The 16,345-nt window shown below is 40.5% G+C and carries 12 protein-coding genes and 2 pseudogenes; 6 read left to right on the top strand and 8 right to left on the bottom strand.

Annotated features, from left to right (window positions below; translation table 11 throughout):
- Positions 1 to 199 precede the first annotated feature (199 nt).
- Entirely contained in the window at positions 200 to 1,213 is a 1,014-nt protein-coding gene (dgcN, locus tag FIV45_RS15210) for an N-acetyltransferase DgcN (protein WP_099470759.1), read from the top strand.
- 103 nt (positions 1,214 to 1,316) lie between these two features.
- Here the strand turns inward: dgcN and FIV45_RS15205 are convergent, their stop codons facing one another.
- Positions 1,317 to 2,378, bottom strand: coding sequence for an aminotransferase class I/II-fold pyridoxal phosphate-dependent enzyme (locus tag FIV45_RS15205; RefSeq protein ID WP_099470760.1), 1,062 nt, complete (start codon positions 2,376 to 2,378; stop codon positions 1,317 to 1,319).
- Between the two features lie 271 nt (positions 2,379 to 2,649).
- Here FIV45_RS15205 and FIV45_RS15200 point away from each other — a divergent pair, with 271 nt between their 5' ends.
- From FIV45_RS15200 to FIV45_RS15190, 3 genes and pseudogenes are all read left to right on the top strand, one after another.
- Positions 2,650 to 4,341 (top strand): amidohydrolase, encoded by a 1,692-nt coding sequence (locus FIV45_RS15200; RefSeq protein ID WP_099470761.1) that lies wholly within the window; start codon positions 2,650 to 2,652, stop codon positions 4,339 to 4,341.
- 101 nt (positions 4,342 to 4,442) lie between these two features.
- Entirely contained in the window at positions 4,443 to 5,522 is a 1,080-nt protein-coding gene (gene bla, locus FIV45_RS15195) for a class A beta-lactamase (RefSeq protein WP_099470762.1), read from the top strand.
- Between the two features lie 293 nt (positions 5,523 to 5,815).
- A pseudogene (locus FIV45_RS15190) lies at positions 5,816 to 6,630 on the top strand (transposase).
- 45 nt (positions 6,631 to 6,675) lie between these two features.
- On the opposite strand, the gene FIV45_RS18990 reads toward FIV45_RS15190, so the two are convergent.
- The 7 genes and pseudogenes from FIV45_RS18990 to FIV45_RS15155 all read right to left on the bottom strand — a co-directional run bounded on the left by FIV45_RS18990 (position 6,676) and on the right by FIV45_RS15155 (position 14,830).
- The gene (locus FIV45_RS18990; protein ID WP_420875281.1) at positions 6,676 to 6,852 is read right to left on the bottom strand and encodes a DDE-type integrase/transposase/recombinase; all 177 of its coding nucleotides are present in this window, start codon (positions 6,850 to 6,852) and stop codon (positions 6,676 to 6,678) included.
- A gap of 117 nt (positions 6,853 to 6,969) precedes the next feature.
- Positions 6,970 to 7,227, bottom strand: a complete 258-nt coding sequence (locus tag FIV45_RS15180; RefSeq protein WP_099470764.1) for an IS3 family transposase — start codon at positions 7,225 to 7,227, stop codon at positions 6,970 to 6,972.
- On the bottom strand, positions 7,227 to 7,514 hold the full coding sequence (locus tag FIV45_RS15175) for a transposase (RefSeq protein WP_099470765.1): 288 nt from the start codon (positions 7,512 to 7,514) through the stop codon (positions 7,227 to 7,229). The genes FIV45_RS15180 and FIV45_RS15175 overlap by 1 nt, the downstream gene beginning before the upstream one ends.
- Positions 7,515 to 7,873: 359 nt before the next feature.
- Positions 7,874 to 10,033: a TonB-dependent receptor gene (locus FIV45_RS15170; RefSeq protein ID WP_099470766.1), complete on the bottom strand. Its 2,160-nt coding sequence runs from the start codon at positions 10,031 to 10,033 to the stop codon at positions 7,874 to 7,876.
- 322 nt (positions 10,034 to 10,355) lie between these two features.
- Positions 10,356 to 11,828 carry a serine hydrolase domain-containing protein gene (locus FIV45_RS15165; protein ID WP_099470767.1) on the bottom strand — a complete coding sequence of 491 codons (1,473 nt, stop codon included), beginning with the start codon at positions 11,826 to 11,828 and terminating at the stop codon, positions 10,356 to 10,358.
- Between the two features lie 506 nt (positions 11,829 to 12,334).
- Positions 12,335 to 13,825 (bottom strand): Na+/H+ antiporter NhaC, encoded by a 1,491-nt coding sequence (nhaC, locus tag FIV45_RS15160; RefSeq protein WP_204601942.1) that lies wholly within the window; start codon positions 13,823 to 13,825, stop codon positions 12,335 to 12,337.
- A 284-nt stretch (positions 13,826 to 14,109) separates the two neighbouring features.
- A pseudogene (locus FIV45_RS15155) lies at positions 14,110 to 14,830 on the bottom strand (IS6 family transposase).
- A 53-nt stretch (positions 14,831 to 14,883) separates the two neighbouring features.
- On the opposite strand from FIV45_RS15155, the gene FIV45_RS15150 reads away from it, so the two are divergent.
- The gene (locus tag FIV45_RS15150) at positions 14,884 to 15,417 is read left to right on the top strand and encodes a hypothetical protein (protein WP_099470768.1); all 534 of its coding nucleotides are present in this window, start codon (positions 14,884 to 14,886) and stop codon (positions 15,415 to 15,417) included.
- A gap of 1 nt (position 15,418) precedes the next feature.
- Positions 15,419 to 15,826, top strand: coding sequence for a hypothetical protein (locus FIV45_RS15145; protein WP_099470769.1), 408 nt, complete (start codon positions 15,419 to 15,421; stop codon positions 15,824 to 15,826).
- The last annotated feature ends 519 nt before the right edge of the window (positions 15,827 to 16,345 follow it).

The following is a 16,345-nucleotide window of genomic DNA, read 5'->3' as shown; positions in this document are numbered from 1 at the left end:
GGCCTGAAGATATTGGTTTGAGCACTGAATATTAGATTAGGTCATATCAGATAAAAATACCGTAAATTGCGTGTTAAAAGACGGAAACATAATGCAAATTTAGGTATTTCGTTGAATTTCATAAGTAATTACTTGGCATATTGAATGTGGAAGAGCCTCGATATTCGACCCGGTTCAAATGTTAAAGAAGGATTACTAAATGCCAACAACTCTACCTAAGCCATATCTACTATTTCTCGGAGATGAAACTGAAGTCGGAAATGTAAAAACATCTTCTGGAATTGCATTTTGGAGGTCGGAGCAATGTGTAGGACAGATTAGTTTAGATGGTGGGACTGTGGATCTTGGTCTACCTCAAGTGACAATAGCTCAGGCAAAAGAAGCTGGTGCCAAAACTCTTGTAATAGGAATAGCTAATTTCGGTGGACGGGTGTCAGAAAATTGGATGCCGGTTCTTAAGGATGCTCTTCGGTCTGGCTTAAATATTGCAGCAGGTTTACATACACAATTGAACAATGTACCCGAATTGGTTGAGTTGGCTGAAAATTATAACAGGAAGCTCTTTGATATTCGACAACCTGAACAGCAATTTAATGTAGGCAAAGGTAATAAACGTACTGGTAAGAGGTTGTTGTCAGTGGGCACCGACTGTTCAGTCGGTAAAATGTATACATCATTATCCATTGAAAAAGAGCTTGTAGCCAGAGGTTATAATGCCGATTTCCGTGCAACAGGCCAAACCGGAATTTTTATCACGGGGGAAGGCGTTTGCGTTGATGCTGTTGTATCAGACTTTATTGCGGGTGCTACAGAAGTGTTATCCCCTGATAATGAGACAAATCATTGGGATGTGATAGAAGGACAGGGGTCATTATTTCATCCAGCTTATGCGGGGGTAACACTTGGGCTGCTCCATGGAAGCCAGCCTGATGCATTAGTATTATGTCATGATGCTTCAAGAGAAACCATTGAAGATTATCCTGATTTTCCAATACCAGAATTCGGTGACTGTATGGATTTTTATATTGCTGCGGCAAAACTTACAAATCCTAACGTTTACTTTGTAGGTATGAGTATAAATACATCTAAGCTTGATGAAGATTCAGCTATAAAATATTTGAAATCTCTTGAACAAAAGTATGCTTTACCTTGTTGCGACCCCGTTCGGACAGGAGTTTCGGGAATTGTGGACCGAATGATAGAACTCACATAATTTGTTGTAATCAGATGATGGTACGGGCTTGTTTAAATAAAAAAAACAGGCCCGACCAATAATTGTATGATAGCTAGACTTTAAGAGATTCCCTGAGCCTATCCTATTCACCCTCTTCCGGCCAGGCATATCCAATACGGAAATAATTTTTGGGCATTTCAAACCAATGCCCTTGACCGACATAGGTTTCGTATCTTTCATTTAAAATCTTATAAAATGATTCAATACTAACAGGTACACCAGGATTAAGCCTTGGAAAACATACACAACCTCCATTGGGTTCAACCCATTCTATTAATGGTTCGAGCTCAATCCAGTTTTTTACAATGTTTCGTGTACGAGCAATACGCTTGTTATTGCTGGGTTGCCATATTTCTCGTTGAGTATATGCCTGAAAGGCTATTTCTTCGTCTATAACGCTGCCACAGATATTGATTTGTTCCTTTGCGCACAAAAACATGTGGAACAGTTCCGAATTTTGTGTGATCAGCCACCCAATGCGAATTCCGGGAATGGCATAGGATTTAGATAGAGAGCTGACCGAAATAAGTCGGTCCGATAGTGTCGCAGCAACGGCTTGTCTTGATTTATCATACATGTCACCATAAGTTTCATCGATGAGGAGGAAGGCTGAAGTATCTTCTAGAAGTGAGAGAATCTGTAATATTTCATCTGTAGAAAGGCAAACACCAGTTGGGTTATGAGGTGTTGTCAGGCTTATTAATTTTGTCTCCGGCCTGATAAGTGAACGTAATTTATTTATATTTAGTTGAAATGAGTCCTCAAAGGAGAGATCCAGAAAGTCAATATCACATCCGATGGTACGAGGTGTTTCAATATTGGTCGCATAATTAGGACGAACAACAATCATATGGTCGTTTTTTTCCAAAGGTGTAGTCGAGATAATAAAAAGTGCTGTTGCGGCTCCTGTAGTAATCAGGATGTTATCTATTGTAATAGGAGATCCTGCATCTTCTGCGATGGCATCCCTCAGTCCAGGATGTCCAATATGATCGCCATAACATAACAATTGGGAATGAAAATCCACAGTGAATTGACTTAAAAATCTATCACTTACGGAAGATTCAGCGAGATTGTATTTTATTTTGTCATAACCAAGCTGTTCTGGTGATTCAGCCTCAATCGGCATACGTCTAAACTTCATTACTAATACTCCTTCAATACTGATGGGTGTTGTTATTGTGAAATAGATATAAGCAATTTTGGCAAAGGGATATGTTGAATTGAGTTGAAGTTTCACTGATTTCTTTCAAAATCTGTATGATATTCAGTGCAAATATTTCATGAATACATGAAATATTGTAGTAACTATTTTGCTAATTCTTACTGCCAATCAGTTTGTCTAAGAGGTAAAGGCTTGAAGGTAAGTATTGGTACTATGACATAAAATTAATAGATTATTACTGGGAACATAAATGAACCGATTTATTACGATTATTTCCTCTATTTGCTTTTTATTTTTTTCAACGGGAGTATCTTCTGCGGGCACGGAATCAGGAGCAGATAAAATTTATATAAATGCTGAGATCTGGACAGGTGAAGAAAAACAACCGGTTGTAAATGCTCTCGCGGTTCGAGGTAGCCGAATTCTTGCTTTGGGTTCATATATCGAGATGAAAAAATATATCCAGCCCTCCACTAAGATAATTGACCTCAAGAGTGCCTTTATGGTTCCAGGATTTATCGATAGCCACGTTCACTTTCTTGCAGGAGGAACTGACTTTGCGAGTGTAAAATTACGGTCCGCTACTTCCCCTAGAGAATTTGTTAGGCGAATGACTGATCATGTAAAATCAATTCCTAAAGGACGTTGGGTTTTGGGTGGAAATTGGGATCATACAGGGTGGGGAGGGGAATTGCCCCACAAAGACTGGATCGATGAGGTGACGTTAGATAATCCTGTTTTTGTCCGTCGATTAGATGGCCATATGGTTTTGGCAAACTCCCTTGCTTTGAAACTAGCAGGTATCACTAGAGACACAGTTGCTCCTAAAGGAGGAGTAATTGTACGGGATAAAAACGGAGATCCGACTGGAGTATTAAAGGATCAGGCGATTAATCTGGTTGCTAATATTATTCCTACTTTTCAACCGAAAGAGATGGATGAAGCATTTCAAGCTGCTAGTGAACTTGCCCTCAAGAATGGTATTACACAAATCCATGACATGGGTATGGATGAAGGACAAGATGCAGTTTGGAATAGCTTAAATGTCTATCTTCGTGCCCAAAAAAAACACAATCTGAAATTACGAATTTATAGTTTTATTCCCTTAAATTACTGGAAGCAGCTCGATAAGTTTGTACAAAAAAATGGCTACGGAAACGAGTGGCTCAGATGGGGTGGGCTGAAGGGATTTTTAGATGGTTCTTTAGGTTCTGCAACGGCATGGTTTAAAGAGCCATATCTTGGGAATACAGAAAACTCGGGTTTCCCTGTAATTTCCACTAAAAAACTTCATGACATGATATTGGGGGCAGATGCTGCAAAGTTACATGTGGCTGTTCATGCAATCGGTGATCAAGCCAACGATACATTGTTAGATATCTTTGAAAGTGTTGAAAATAAAAATGGACGTCGAGATCGGCGATTTCGGGTTGAACATAGTCAACATCTTTCTCAGGAGGCATTTTCACGATTTCAAGCATTAAATGTAGTCCCTTCAATGCAACCATACCATGCTATTGATGATGGGCGTTGGGCTGAAGAATTAATAGGGCCGGATCGTATAACACGAACCTATGCATTTCGGTCTTTGATAGATGCCGAGGCACCGCTTTCATTCGGGTCGGATTGGTTTGTTGCTCCCTTGTCGCCATTACAGGGAATTTATGCAGCTGTTACACGTCGAACCATTGATGGTAATAATCCTGGAGGTTGGGTGCCACACGAGAAAATTTCAGTAGAAGAAGCACTGAGAGCATATACTACCAATAATGCTTATGCTGGTTTTAATGAGAGTGATACCGGTACTTTGAAGGCTGGAAAATTGGCTGACTTTACAGTTTTATCAAAAAATATACTACTCATTGACCCATCAGAAATCGCTAATGTAAAAGTACTTAGGACAGTTGTTGGGGGTATAGATCAATTTGTCATTACCGAGTAGCCAGATGGATTTTGAACCTAATAGATCGGTGCAATATTCCGTACCATAAGAGATTTTTATATATACAAACTTCAACAATTTAAAACCAGAGGTGACCGATAATGATCAAGAAATATATGTTTTTAATATGCAGTGGATTGATTTTTTTTCTTAGTATTTCATCGTCCTATTCCTCTTCAGGGAAAGTAATCTATAACCCGACTATCGACATTGATGTTCTGCTGCAAGAAATTCGGAGAATTGCAGAAAGAAATCGTGGAAATGTTGGGGTTGCTGTTCGTCATTTGGAAACTGGCAAACTATTATCTTTTAATGGTGATGCTCAGTTTTTAATGGCGAGTACATATAAAATACCGATTGCTGTTCGAATATTGCAATTGGTAGATCAGGGCAAACTTTCATTGGATGATCTGATTGAGATTCGTAAGGATGAATATGTTTCCTGGAGTATAATTGCAGATCGGTTTAACCGTGGACCTGTATCTATTTCAATTTCTAATTTGATGGAGCTAATGCTTGTTCTCAGCGATAATACAGCGACTGACGTATTACTTCGTATTGCCGGAGGAGGTAAAGCTGTAACGGCGATGCTCCGTGATCAGAATATTAAAGAAATGACAGTATCACGAGGTACCAAAGATTTGATCATTGATTTTGCTAGTTTCGCACCTCTCACAAAACTGGTCAGAGAGGACGGTCTGTCTTTTGCAGAGGCATGGTCAAGTTTATCACCACTACAATTGCAAGAATTGTCAGTTATAGAAAAACAAAGAAGTCAGGATCCGAAATGGGCTGCATATCTTTCTAGAAATAATGATGACAAGGCAGAACCAAATGCCATGTTGCAATTACTGGATAATATTTGGACAGGTGATATTTTAACAAATTCAAGCAAGAAAATTCTTCAAAAAATAATGGAACGTTGTGAGACTGGTAAAGGGCGTATTAAAGGAAAATTACCAAAAAATACTATAGTTATGCATAAAACCGGCACGCTGGATACTGCACACGGTGTCATTAATAATGTTGGCGTCATTCAATTGCCTGGAAATAAAGGTAATATTGCCATTGTTGTATATACAAAAGATGCAGGTAAGGGCATAGAGTTTAACGAAGAAATTATCGCGGATATTTCGCAGGCTGTTTATAATTATTTTGTCTATACTATTAAGGGAAAATAAATATTATGTTGTAGGTTAGGGTAATTAATAAGATTAAAAAATAACCTTGCTTTGGTAAGTGATGTTTAAAGTATTAATATCAATATATTGGAGACACCAGTAGACAGTGATTGATGTAAATTGGTGTCTTTCATCGGCTCAGATTTCATAGAATTCCTTTACCATTATTATTTTATATGATGGCAGATATGTTGATAACGTACACTATTTTTCGCACATTTGAGGAAAGGTTGGTGGTTCTTGACTGTTAGGTTGATTTCAGTAACGATTTCAACATCAGGAAAGGAGACACCATGGAAGAGGAAACCACAAAGGCTTTGACTAATGTCATCAAAATTGATGATGCGCGGATAGAGGACCATCTGGGCAAGATCGTGCGCGGCACGGTTTAGGAGACCCTGAACGCGCTGTTGGATGCGGAGGCGGACCGGCTTTGCGGGGCGGAACGATATGAGCGCAGTGCCGAGCGCCATGACATCCGGGCGGGCAGCTATGAACGTGGCCTGCACACCCGCGCCGGCGAGGTAAAGCTGAAGGTGCCCAAGCTAGGTCGCCAGACATTTGAAACCGCGATCATTGAACGCTATCGCCGTCGGGAAGCCAGTGTAGAGGAAAGCATGGTCGAGATGTATCTGGCGGGCGTTTCCGTGCGCCGGGTCGAGGATATCACCGAGGCGCTGTGGGGCGCCAAGGTATCGCCATCGACCATCAGTAACCTCAATAAAAAGATCTACAAGAAGATTGCCGTCTGGCGCAACCGCCCCATCGAAGGCACACATCCCTATGTTTATCTCGACGGCATTGTCCTAAAACGCAGTTGGGCAGGTGAGGTGAAGAATGTGTCGCTGATACGGTGCAGGAAACCCTGGCCTATTACAGCTACCCTGACCGGCACTGGCAACGGATCCGAACCAACAATCCGCTGGAGCGGATCATGCGCGAGATCAGACGCCGCACCCGCGTGGTCGGGGCCTTCCCGGATGGGGAAAGCGCCCTCAATCTGGCGGCCGCCGCCAGATTGAGGCATATTGCAGGCACCAAGTGGAGCACGAAGAGATATCTGGATATGACCCTGCTCACGCAGCAACCACAGGAGAAATTGGCTTAGCGGAAGAACACAACTCGAAATCAAAAGTGCGAAAAATTCTGGACACTACCTTCGCCTCCAAATAGCCATCAGAAAAGCATCATTGATCAACGGGGCGCGCATGTGATTGGCCATAGACCATCCGACGATACTTCGAGAATATAGGTCAATTACAGTCGCTAAATACAGCCAGCCTTTTTTGGTGGCCACATAAGTAATGTCGCCGACCCAATATTGGTTCATATGGTCCACATCGAACCGTCTTTCCAACAGGTTAGGTGAGATTTCTTTTTTATGTTTAGAGCAGGTTGTCACCTTGAATTTTCGCTTGGTTTTGCACTGTAAGTCAGCCTCTTTCATTTATCGGCCAATGCGTTTGCGGCCAACAAAATTATTCTCTGACGCGCGTTTTTCTTTAATCCGCCGTGTACCATAGGTCTGGCGGCTTTCTTTAAAGATATGTTTGATATCTTCCGTCAAACTCTCATCCTGCCGAGCCCTCAGACTTATCGGCGCTTCGCGCCAGCTGTAATAAGAACTCCGGCTGACACCCATAAAACGGCAGAGTATTGAAATCGGATAACGGCTTTTTTGCTCATAGATCCACGCATACTTCACTAAATTTCTTTGGCAAAGTATGCGGCCGCCTTTTTTAGCAGATCACGCTCCTGCGTAACTTGTGCCAGTTCTTTCTTCAAACGTTTAATTTCATCAAAATGATGTTCGTTAAGGGGACTGGGTTTTCCCAAAGCAACGCCATACTTGCTAATCCAAGTATGGAGTGTGCTGATATTAATACCTAAATTTTTAGCTGTTTGAGCGACGGGCTGATCAGTTTCGAGAGCTAACTTCACCGAGGATTCTCGAAACTCTGAGGTATAGTTATTTATTCTACTACTGGACATGTAATTTTATTCCCTAATAAGTAAGATATCTTTTAACTTACTTGTCCGGAATAGGGTAGCCACATCATCCCAATAATGTCATATATGTAATATATATACAGACATTTGGTTAGAAAAATTCAGGTCTATTTACAGAACCAGATCATATGTGCTCTACTGGGGGGCACATACCACGGTGTTTTTTTGGTAGCTTTCATTAAACTGCAATAGTGCAGACTGGATGAAACGTTCAAGGATAAAACCCTGATGTTAATGTTATATCTAACGAGCACATAAAAACCCTCCGCTTTACTAAAGCGGAGGGCAAGTTGCAGAAGGAATAATAAATGGAGATTTTATTATTTCCTCAGTAGATTGGACTAGAAATTGAAGGAAAGCTTGGCACCGATCCGTCGAGGCTGGAGCACAACTTCCTGAATTATGAGAAACGAAATGACATTATATTCATTGAATAAATTCTCAGCATATACTTTGAATTCCCAGTTATCGCTTTGAATGCCGACTCTGATACCAGCAAGATTGTAACTATCGATAGAACGGTCACCATCGAATACAACAGCGGTAAAGTTGTCATCGGCCTTGCCAATATACTGATAACTGCCCCCGATAAAGCCATCAAGTGTATCTGAGATTGCAAAATTATATTGTGAGTCGAGTGAGACTGTCCAATCGGGGATATCACCTAATTTATCACCTTTGTAGCCATCAATAGCAGGTGCATCTGCCGTGAGGGTTGCATCCGTATAGGCAATCCCGGCATTTATGCTTAAGCCTTCCATAGGCTGGGTAAATAATTCGAGCTCAAATCCCTTGCTTTCTGCTGATCCTGCGTTTGATATGTAATTGACGAAATCACCGATGTTTTGATCAAGAAATTGATCGGAAACCTGCAAATTATTCCATTTTATGAGATAGGCCGCGACATTCATGATGACATTTCCATCAAGAAAGCTTTTCTTAAACCCTACCTCATAGTTCCAGCTTACATCTGGTTTGAAATAAACGAATTGCGCTTCTGTCAAGCCGGCTGGGGTGTTTTCAGGGATATTGCCCGTATGTCCGCCAGCGCGGTACCCTTTGGTCATGTTGGCATAAAGATTAAGGTCCTCAGTTGCTTTATAAGAAACGGCGACCTTTGGCGACCAGCTGGTATCATTACCATTCGGCGGGGAGGTGGGAGAGGGGGTGCCAAAAAGAACAGTTGATCCTTTAAAGCTATATGTTTCTTTATAAAACCGTAGGCCTACGGTTATATCCAGTTTATCGGTTAGGGCATAGCTACCCTCACCGAAAATGGCATATTGGCGAATCTTATAATCTTCGAGGAAGCTGATAAAAGGACTGCTGTCCAATACACCATCAGTCACAAATATGATGTCCTGATTAAAACTTTGATTCCTGCGATTGTAATAAACGCCAACCAACCAGTCGAAATCGTTGTCTCCATTTGAAACTAAGCGCGTTTCGTGATTGAATATGGATGTTGGTGCATCATTCTTCCGCCCGACATACTCGTCATCAGAACCACCGAGTGCGATGAATTGCGAGAAAATCTGGTTAAGTTCCTGATCTCTTTCATAATAACCAGAAACAGACGTCAAGGTTGCGGCGCCAAGGTCGTAATTTGCAGCGGCACTTACCTGGAAAATATTCTGGATGTTATTCTCGTCGATCGGCGCTCTGGTTTTAAAGCGAATGCCAATACGTGGGTTTTGGGTTTGAAGTGAGCCAGATGTCATTTTCTGGAAATATGCCCCTAGTGTAAGATCGAATACTTCACTGGGTTGATACAAAAATTGGACACGGCCGCCTTTGCGGGTAAAATCATTGACATCATTTTTACCCGTTGTGATATTATCAATAAACCCCGGTTCATCCCGATAATAACCGACAACGCGCATGGCAAGCAGGTCTTGGGCAATAGGCAGATTTACCATGCCATGTACGGCAAAACCTTCTCCGCCCTTTGCATAAGAAGAAACTTCTATGTCACCTGACATTTCAATTTGTTGTATATTTGGCTGATTGGTGCGCACAAGAATTGAACCGCCAATAGATCCTTCACCGTATAATGTACCTTGTGGGCCACGAAGGATTTCAACGCTGCTGACATCATATAATTCAAGATCACTTTGTTCGTTTTGGGATTGTGCTATGCCGTCAATATAATAGCCAACCGTTGATGCCCTTCCCGCAACAGCGGCCAAGCCACGAATATTAACTCTATTTTGACCAGGGCCGCTTTCATCTAGGGCCACGCCAGGAACTGTTCGGGCATAACCTTCCAGGTCAAAAGCACCGATTTTGGATAGTTCGTATCCTTGCAGAGCGCGTACGCTTAAAGGAGCTTCCTGCAGTTTGAGCTTCCTCTTGGTTGCGGTTATGACGATTTCATCCATTTCAACCTTGTCATCGACGTCATTTGCGGCGTTAGCATTAGATGAAAAGGAACTTATTAAAACAGTCGTTGCTATCCATGCTACTTTATGCCTTCGTATAATATTATTTGAGCGTTTCATTGTTTACTCCATTACCTATATTTTTACATTTAAAAATTACTTGGACTTTCATAACGTCCTGCCAAAAAACTTTTCTCTTTAGGTGATAACTTGAGAAAGTCACTAATCAAAGTGTAACAATTTTGTCCCGATAAAATGGCTGTTTTGTAATCCTTAGAAAGTTGTTTCCATTGCTTTTATGGTATATGGGCAATAAAAAATACTCCTGTAGGAATAAATGTTACATTTATTCTGTATGTAAAACATTGCTTTTCATTTTTATAAAAAAAGCCGCGCAACATTTTTAACTTTGCGCGGCACAGTTTGTGTATGTAGATAAACTTTATTTATTCACACGTTCAAAGTATAGATTCTTCACAACACTGAAGTCAGTAAAGTTAAGGGCTGTAACCTGACCTTCTTTATCCCTGATAATTTTGATCTTGATATATTCATTGCCTAGAACGTCGTCTCCCAGATCAAATACAGGTAAATTGAGTTCTTCGAAAGTTATCTTGGTTGGTCTTTTTCCGATCAGTAGATCAAACGTTTTACCATTTTTAACAATTTTATATATAACATCGAGATCAGAATTATAATATTTCCCAGAAATAGCATTCAGTGTCTCAGATGAAATTTTCTTTTGATTGACTTGCTTTTCAGTTGTTTCTTTTTCTTGAGATGATTTTGCTTCTATGTAATGGGATTCAAGAAAAATATCTGAAACTTTACCGGTAAAACCGACTGCATCTAAATCTCCACCATTGCATAAAGCAGTGACAGACAGTTTTTGTTCTGGAAAACGAATGAAATCTGTTATAAAGCCAGCAAATTGACCAGCATGACGAACGTAGGGAAGGCCACGTTGTTTTCCGATAATCAAGCCACCAGCATAAAAAATATCAGGAAAAAAAGCGGCTGGACTACCGTCATTTAAGACCCCAGGAGTTATCATTTGTTCTTTTACAGCTGGACGCCAAACTTTTCCCTCATAAAAATCTAGATCATAGAGTGCAAGGTCTGCAATTGTCGTAAATACTCCGCCATCTCCGATGAGTTCCTGTGGTGTACCGCCTACATTATAGCCACCTTTTTTATCAGGCCAATAGCCATAGGCTCGATTTTTAACAAGGTGCTTGATGTCGTTGTGAAAATGAGTGTTTTTCATTTTCAATGGGTCGAATATTTTTTCTTTAGCATATTCAGCAAGAGTTTTGCCCGTTACCCGTTGAATGATAATTGATTGAAGGATATATCCGGAATTTGAATAAGACATTTTTTCTCCGGGAGTAAAGTCTAATTCTTTTTGTCTGGCAAGCATTTCCAGAAACTCTACTTCTGTATAATAATCTTGGTCTTTGAAACCTTTTAGGAAGAAAAGTGTCAGGAAATCGCGTATTCCACTTGTATGGTTAATGAGATTACGGATGGTGATGATTTTACCATAATCTGGCATTTCTGGAACATACTTACGTATATTATCATCAAGTGAAATTTGTCCTTCTTCAGCTAAGATTATTGTAGACATTGCCGTAAATTGTTTTGACGTAGAGGCAATTCGAAACACTGTATCAGTCGTAATCGGAATGCTGTGTTCCAAATTAGCAAGGCCATATCCTTTTTGAAAGACAAGTGCACCATCTTTGATCACACCCAGAATACATCCGGGGGTATCATCCTTTATGTCTTTAAACACTTTATCTATTGTAACGGAATTGAATTCAGTGTTTATGTTTTTACTTGGAGATTGCGCACAGGATGCTATGAGAAGCGCTGTTCCTGCCATTAATCCGCGGTGAAACATATTGATTCGCATATAACTTCTTTCTAATTATAAGTTTATCATACTACCCTAGATCAGAAAATTAATATCCAAAATGTGGGTATCATGTAATTAACTATATAAAAACTTCTCGGATGTTTCCGCTGAATTTCCATGTTGTTACCAGTTTTTCCGCTCAGAATAATATTTAAGAAGAAAAACTCTCATCAAATTATGTACACCTGCCTCTATTGTGATGTTTCAGTAGTGAAAACATTTTTTTACAGCTTTTAGGTAGGTCATTTCTCATCATTATTGGAAAAATTTCTCTGAATTCATAACCATGAATTCAGATATTCTATACTATCTCAGGAAAATCCCTGCAGAACTGTTGAGAGGGATTATATTTAATACTGTAGGTGCGCTATATGTATTGGTTTTTGTTACCAATTCATATTGGATAATTGGAAATCTAAGTGGTTTGGAATTGGTCTATGATTATTTCTCAACCTCTTTAAAGGTAGCTATATTGATGGCGGAGTTCTTGCGTTTTATATTGTTTAGGTTGTTCTAGTGAGCGTTTCTCTTTGGTGGGTGTAAGTAAGTTTGAAATTAAACACACCATAGAATATTGAAATGATCGGACAAAGAAGATTGAAAAAGCAGTATGGTGCATAGGAAAAGGCTGTTAAGTCAAAGACACTGCTGATAAAAACGCCACAAGTATTCCAAGGAATTAATGGAGAGGTTACAGTGCCGGCATCCTCTAATGTCCTGGATAATGTTTGGGGACCAAGTTTTCTTTTTCTATATTCCAGTTGATAAAGGCGTCCGGGCAATACAATGGAGATGAATTGATCAGCAGCTACAATGTTCACACTAATACAAGTTATCACGGTTGTGAAAATAAGTGACCCGGTTGAGCGAGCCAATGACATCATACCTTTTATAAGTCTTTGTAGGAAACCTGCATGCTCCATAATAGAACCAAACATCATGGCCGATATCACTAACCATACATTATTCCGTATATCTGCCATACCTCCTCGCGAGAGTAGATTATTTAAATCTGCGTCAGGCGTATTTGCGGAATACCCATCGAAAAGTGCAGTCCAAACACCTTTAATGATTAGTTCCATATCTGATAAATTTTCGATGGTTCCAAACGAAATCAAGAGTTCTTTTTGAAAAAATACTGCAATTACTATTCCAGAAAGTGAACTAAGCAGCATTGCGAGAAAAGCGGGAAACTTCATTAATGCTAAAATCAAAACGAGCAGTGGCGGGATCAAAAGGTGAAGACCGACGTTAAAAAACTCCCTGAGATATTCTAGCTTTTGATTGAGTTCATTAGGTGATGATTTAACTTCTATATCCAGCCCCAAATACCAAAAAGCAACAAGGGCTATGGAAATTGCTGGAATGGTTGTCCAGATCATATTCCCAATGTGTGTGAATAAATCCGTGCCAGCAACAGCAGGCGCTAGGTTAGTCGTGTCTGACAAGGGTGACATTTTGTCCCCAAAATATGCTCCAGATATGATTGCTCCTGCAGTAATTTCAGACGATATTCCTAAGCTATTAGCAACTCCAAAAAGGCCAAGGCCTATAGTGCCAATAACGGACCAGCTACTTCCGATACAAAGTGCTGAAAAGGCACAGACGATGCATGTTGAGATATAGAATATATTGGGATCTATGAGTTTTAGACCATAATATAACAAGGTTGGAACAGTTCCGGAAACGATCCATGAACCAATTACGGCACCGACCATAAACAATATCAATATGGCATTAATAGTGACTGATATACCTTTCGTAATGGATGTTTCGATCTCTTTCCAAGAGTGACCATTTTTTACAGCAGCTAGTATAGCTAGACCACTAGCAAAGAAAAAGGCGACCTGTGTTGCACCTGCGGTTGAATCTTCTCCAAAGAAGTATACTGAGCCAGCTAGAAGGATAATCAAGAAGCCGAGTGGGATGAATGAATCTAATAATGGAGGTGCAGGTATTGTCGCTTCAGATGATTTTGGGTTTTCTGTTGTCACAAGAATTCCAGTTTTGGTGTATCGCCGTTTAATGTATTTATTATAAGGATAGTTTGCAGGGAAAAATCTTTTATTTGATGTATGTAACAATGATTTTGATTGTTTTGAATACGAATTATATTTGATATCATCGCTAGTCCAAATAGGGGCCAATCTAGTTGTGTAAGAAAAAATGTTTGTCGGCCTTGGTTGAAGGTAAGACGGCCTTTATTCCGCGGGAGCTCTTTTTTGGGGGCTGTCACATAAACTTTCTCAAGGCGCAGTAATTTCATAGGAGGTTTGGATCAAGCAGCATTAGTCAAACAATTCCATTCGGTCATTGCGATTGACCGTAATGTTTTTAGTGTCTGTCTTGAAATGAGATGTCTCTGAGTGTTGAATAAATTATAGATTGGGCCATAAATTGAGAGAAATAATTGTGCTGATTTATGGAACTTGAAACGTTGCATCTTTCGTTCTCTTCGCCGAATGGGAACGTGGGAGCTTTCTGCCCTATTATTCAGTCTGTTTGTAGTGTCTTGCAGGTGCTCAATTTCAAATTCTCGGAGTGCAGCGCCGTAGGACCTCAATTTATCAGTAACGATTTTTGTTGGAGGAATGCTCTGATTTTTTAATAATTTTCGAAGTAGTTTTAGAGCAGCCCTTTTATTTCTACGCTTTTGCGCCAAGACATCCAAAACTTCACCTTCGCCATCAACGGCGCGCCAGAGGTACATGGGTTCGCCGCCGACCTTGACGAATACTTCATCCAGAAACCATTCTGTATGGGGGTGAGGTCTGCGTTTCTTGATGCGCTGGGCATAATCAATTCCAAACTTAATAGCCCATCGACGCACCGTTTTGCTGCTCCGCGCTGCCCTTCGGGTCATAGCTGACATCAATACCGCGCTCCGCCAATAATTCTTCAACTTCCCTGTAGCTCATGGTAAATCGGAAATAAAGCCAAATAGCTTGTTTTATAATGTCAGGGTGGAAGCGATGTCGATCGTAAGATATTGTTTTCATGAAAATTACATAGCATAGATTTTATAAAAAGTTAATGTGTCAAAGCCAGGGCGATGGTTCGGGCTGCAGAAACTGCGGCTAATAATCCGACGGCTCAGAAAATAGCAGCAGGGGCGGTAGCGTTTGGTCTCGCGGCTCCCGTAGCTATGCAGGTTGGTGGTGCGGCTTTAACCAATCCTGCTACTGCTACAGAAATCGTTACGGCAGTTGGTGAAGCTGCAATGGGAGATGCTGCTGGAACGGGGCTTGGATTTACCGTTGCTACGGTAGGAGCAAAAAGTGCTGCTGGTATTTCAATGGAAAGCGCATTAACAATGGCTGGTGATTTTCTAGATGAAGGTGTAGAAACAGTAAGCATAGCAGGTAAGACAGGTCTTCAATTCATTCAAAAAACTATAAACCAAGCTGGGGAGGCTATTACTAAAAGAGTGGGGTTTGATTTGAACCCTGCTAGTGCTCATGTCCAAAAATTGGGGCCACATTTGAACTTACAAACACAAGTTAATGGAAAAATTATCAATACAGGTGAGTTAGCGGACCCTCATATACCTATTGATCCAGCAACTATTAGGAAAGGTGATTATTAACATGTGGTTGATGTTTGACGGCGATGAAAATGATCCGGAGATTGAATGTTCTGGTTCACCGGAGGAACTGCAAGAATTGGGTCGAAAATTAGTAGGTTTTACTGAACAAATTGCCATTTCTTTTGACAGGAAACAATCGCTGTTTTACAAAAATTCCTTAAAGGAAGCTTTGTTCACACACACACCCTATGAAGATGCCCATTTTTCGGTAAAAATAAGGGGGAAAACTTTGGAGCTAACGGGCGGTACCAATGTGTGTAAAATACTTGGACAGTCCCTTATAGACTTTTTTAGCGAAAATGTGACACCTGATGATCATTTTCAAATAGATCAATTTGATGGAAATATTATTTCAGAGGATTCCAAATGCACACTGATATTTTGTGTGTCGCGAATGAACAATGGGTGATCAATAGTATTACGAGTTAAGGTGCCAGTTTACTTTTTTTCCCGCTGCGATGGAAAATACGGCGGGCCGATTATGATTATAGAGGTGGACCCCATTGGTTGGACAGTTTTTGGGAAGAAGACCAGGCTTTGTATTTTGGTAATGTCTTGTTTCAGTCGAAACTTACACATTTTCTTACACATTCGGATTTCTGGATCAGGATAGTCTAAATAAATCAGTATTTTATCGTTAGGCTGGTTGACTTCAAAATCCAGTGTCCTTTGGACGTGTCGGTTCGATTCCGACTGGGGGCACCACTCAAGATTAAATTCCATTTTACAGCATCGCCCAGGGCGCGCAACCGTTAGAATGCGACAAATAATCAGAATATAAAGTGGCCTTTGGTGGCATCGTGAGTGTTCTTGTTGTGGGGGCTATAGCAGATGCACCGGAGGCAATGCGGCAAGTAAAATCTTATTCAAAAAGTCGAGAAAATAACCTGACACCATAATGCAGAAAGGAATGATCAGGTAGGTCAAC

Source organism: Paremcibacter congregatus (assembly GCF_006385135.1).
Lineage (GTDB): Bacteria > Pseudomonadota > Alphaproteobacteria > Sphingomonadales > Emcibacteraceae > Paremcibacter > Paremcibacter congregatus.
This window is presented reverse-complemented; position numbering and strand designations above follow the sequence as displayed.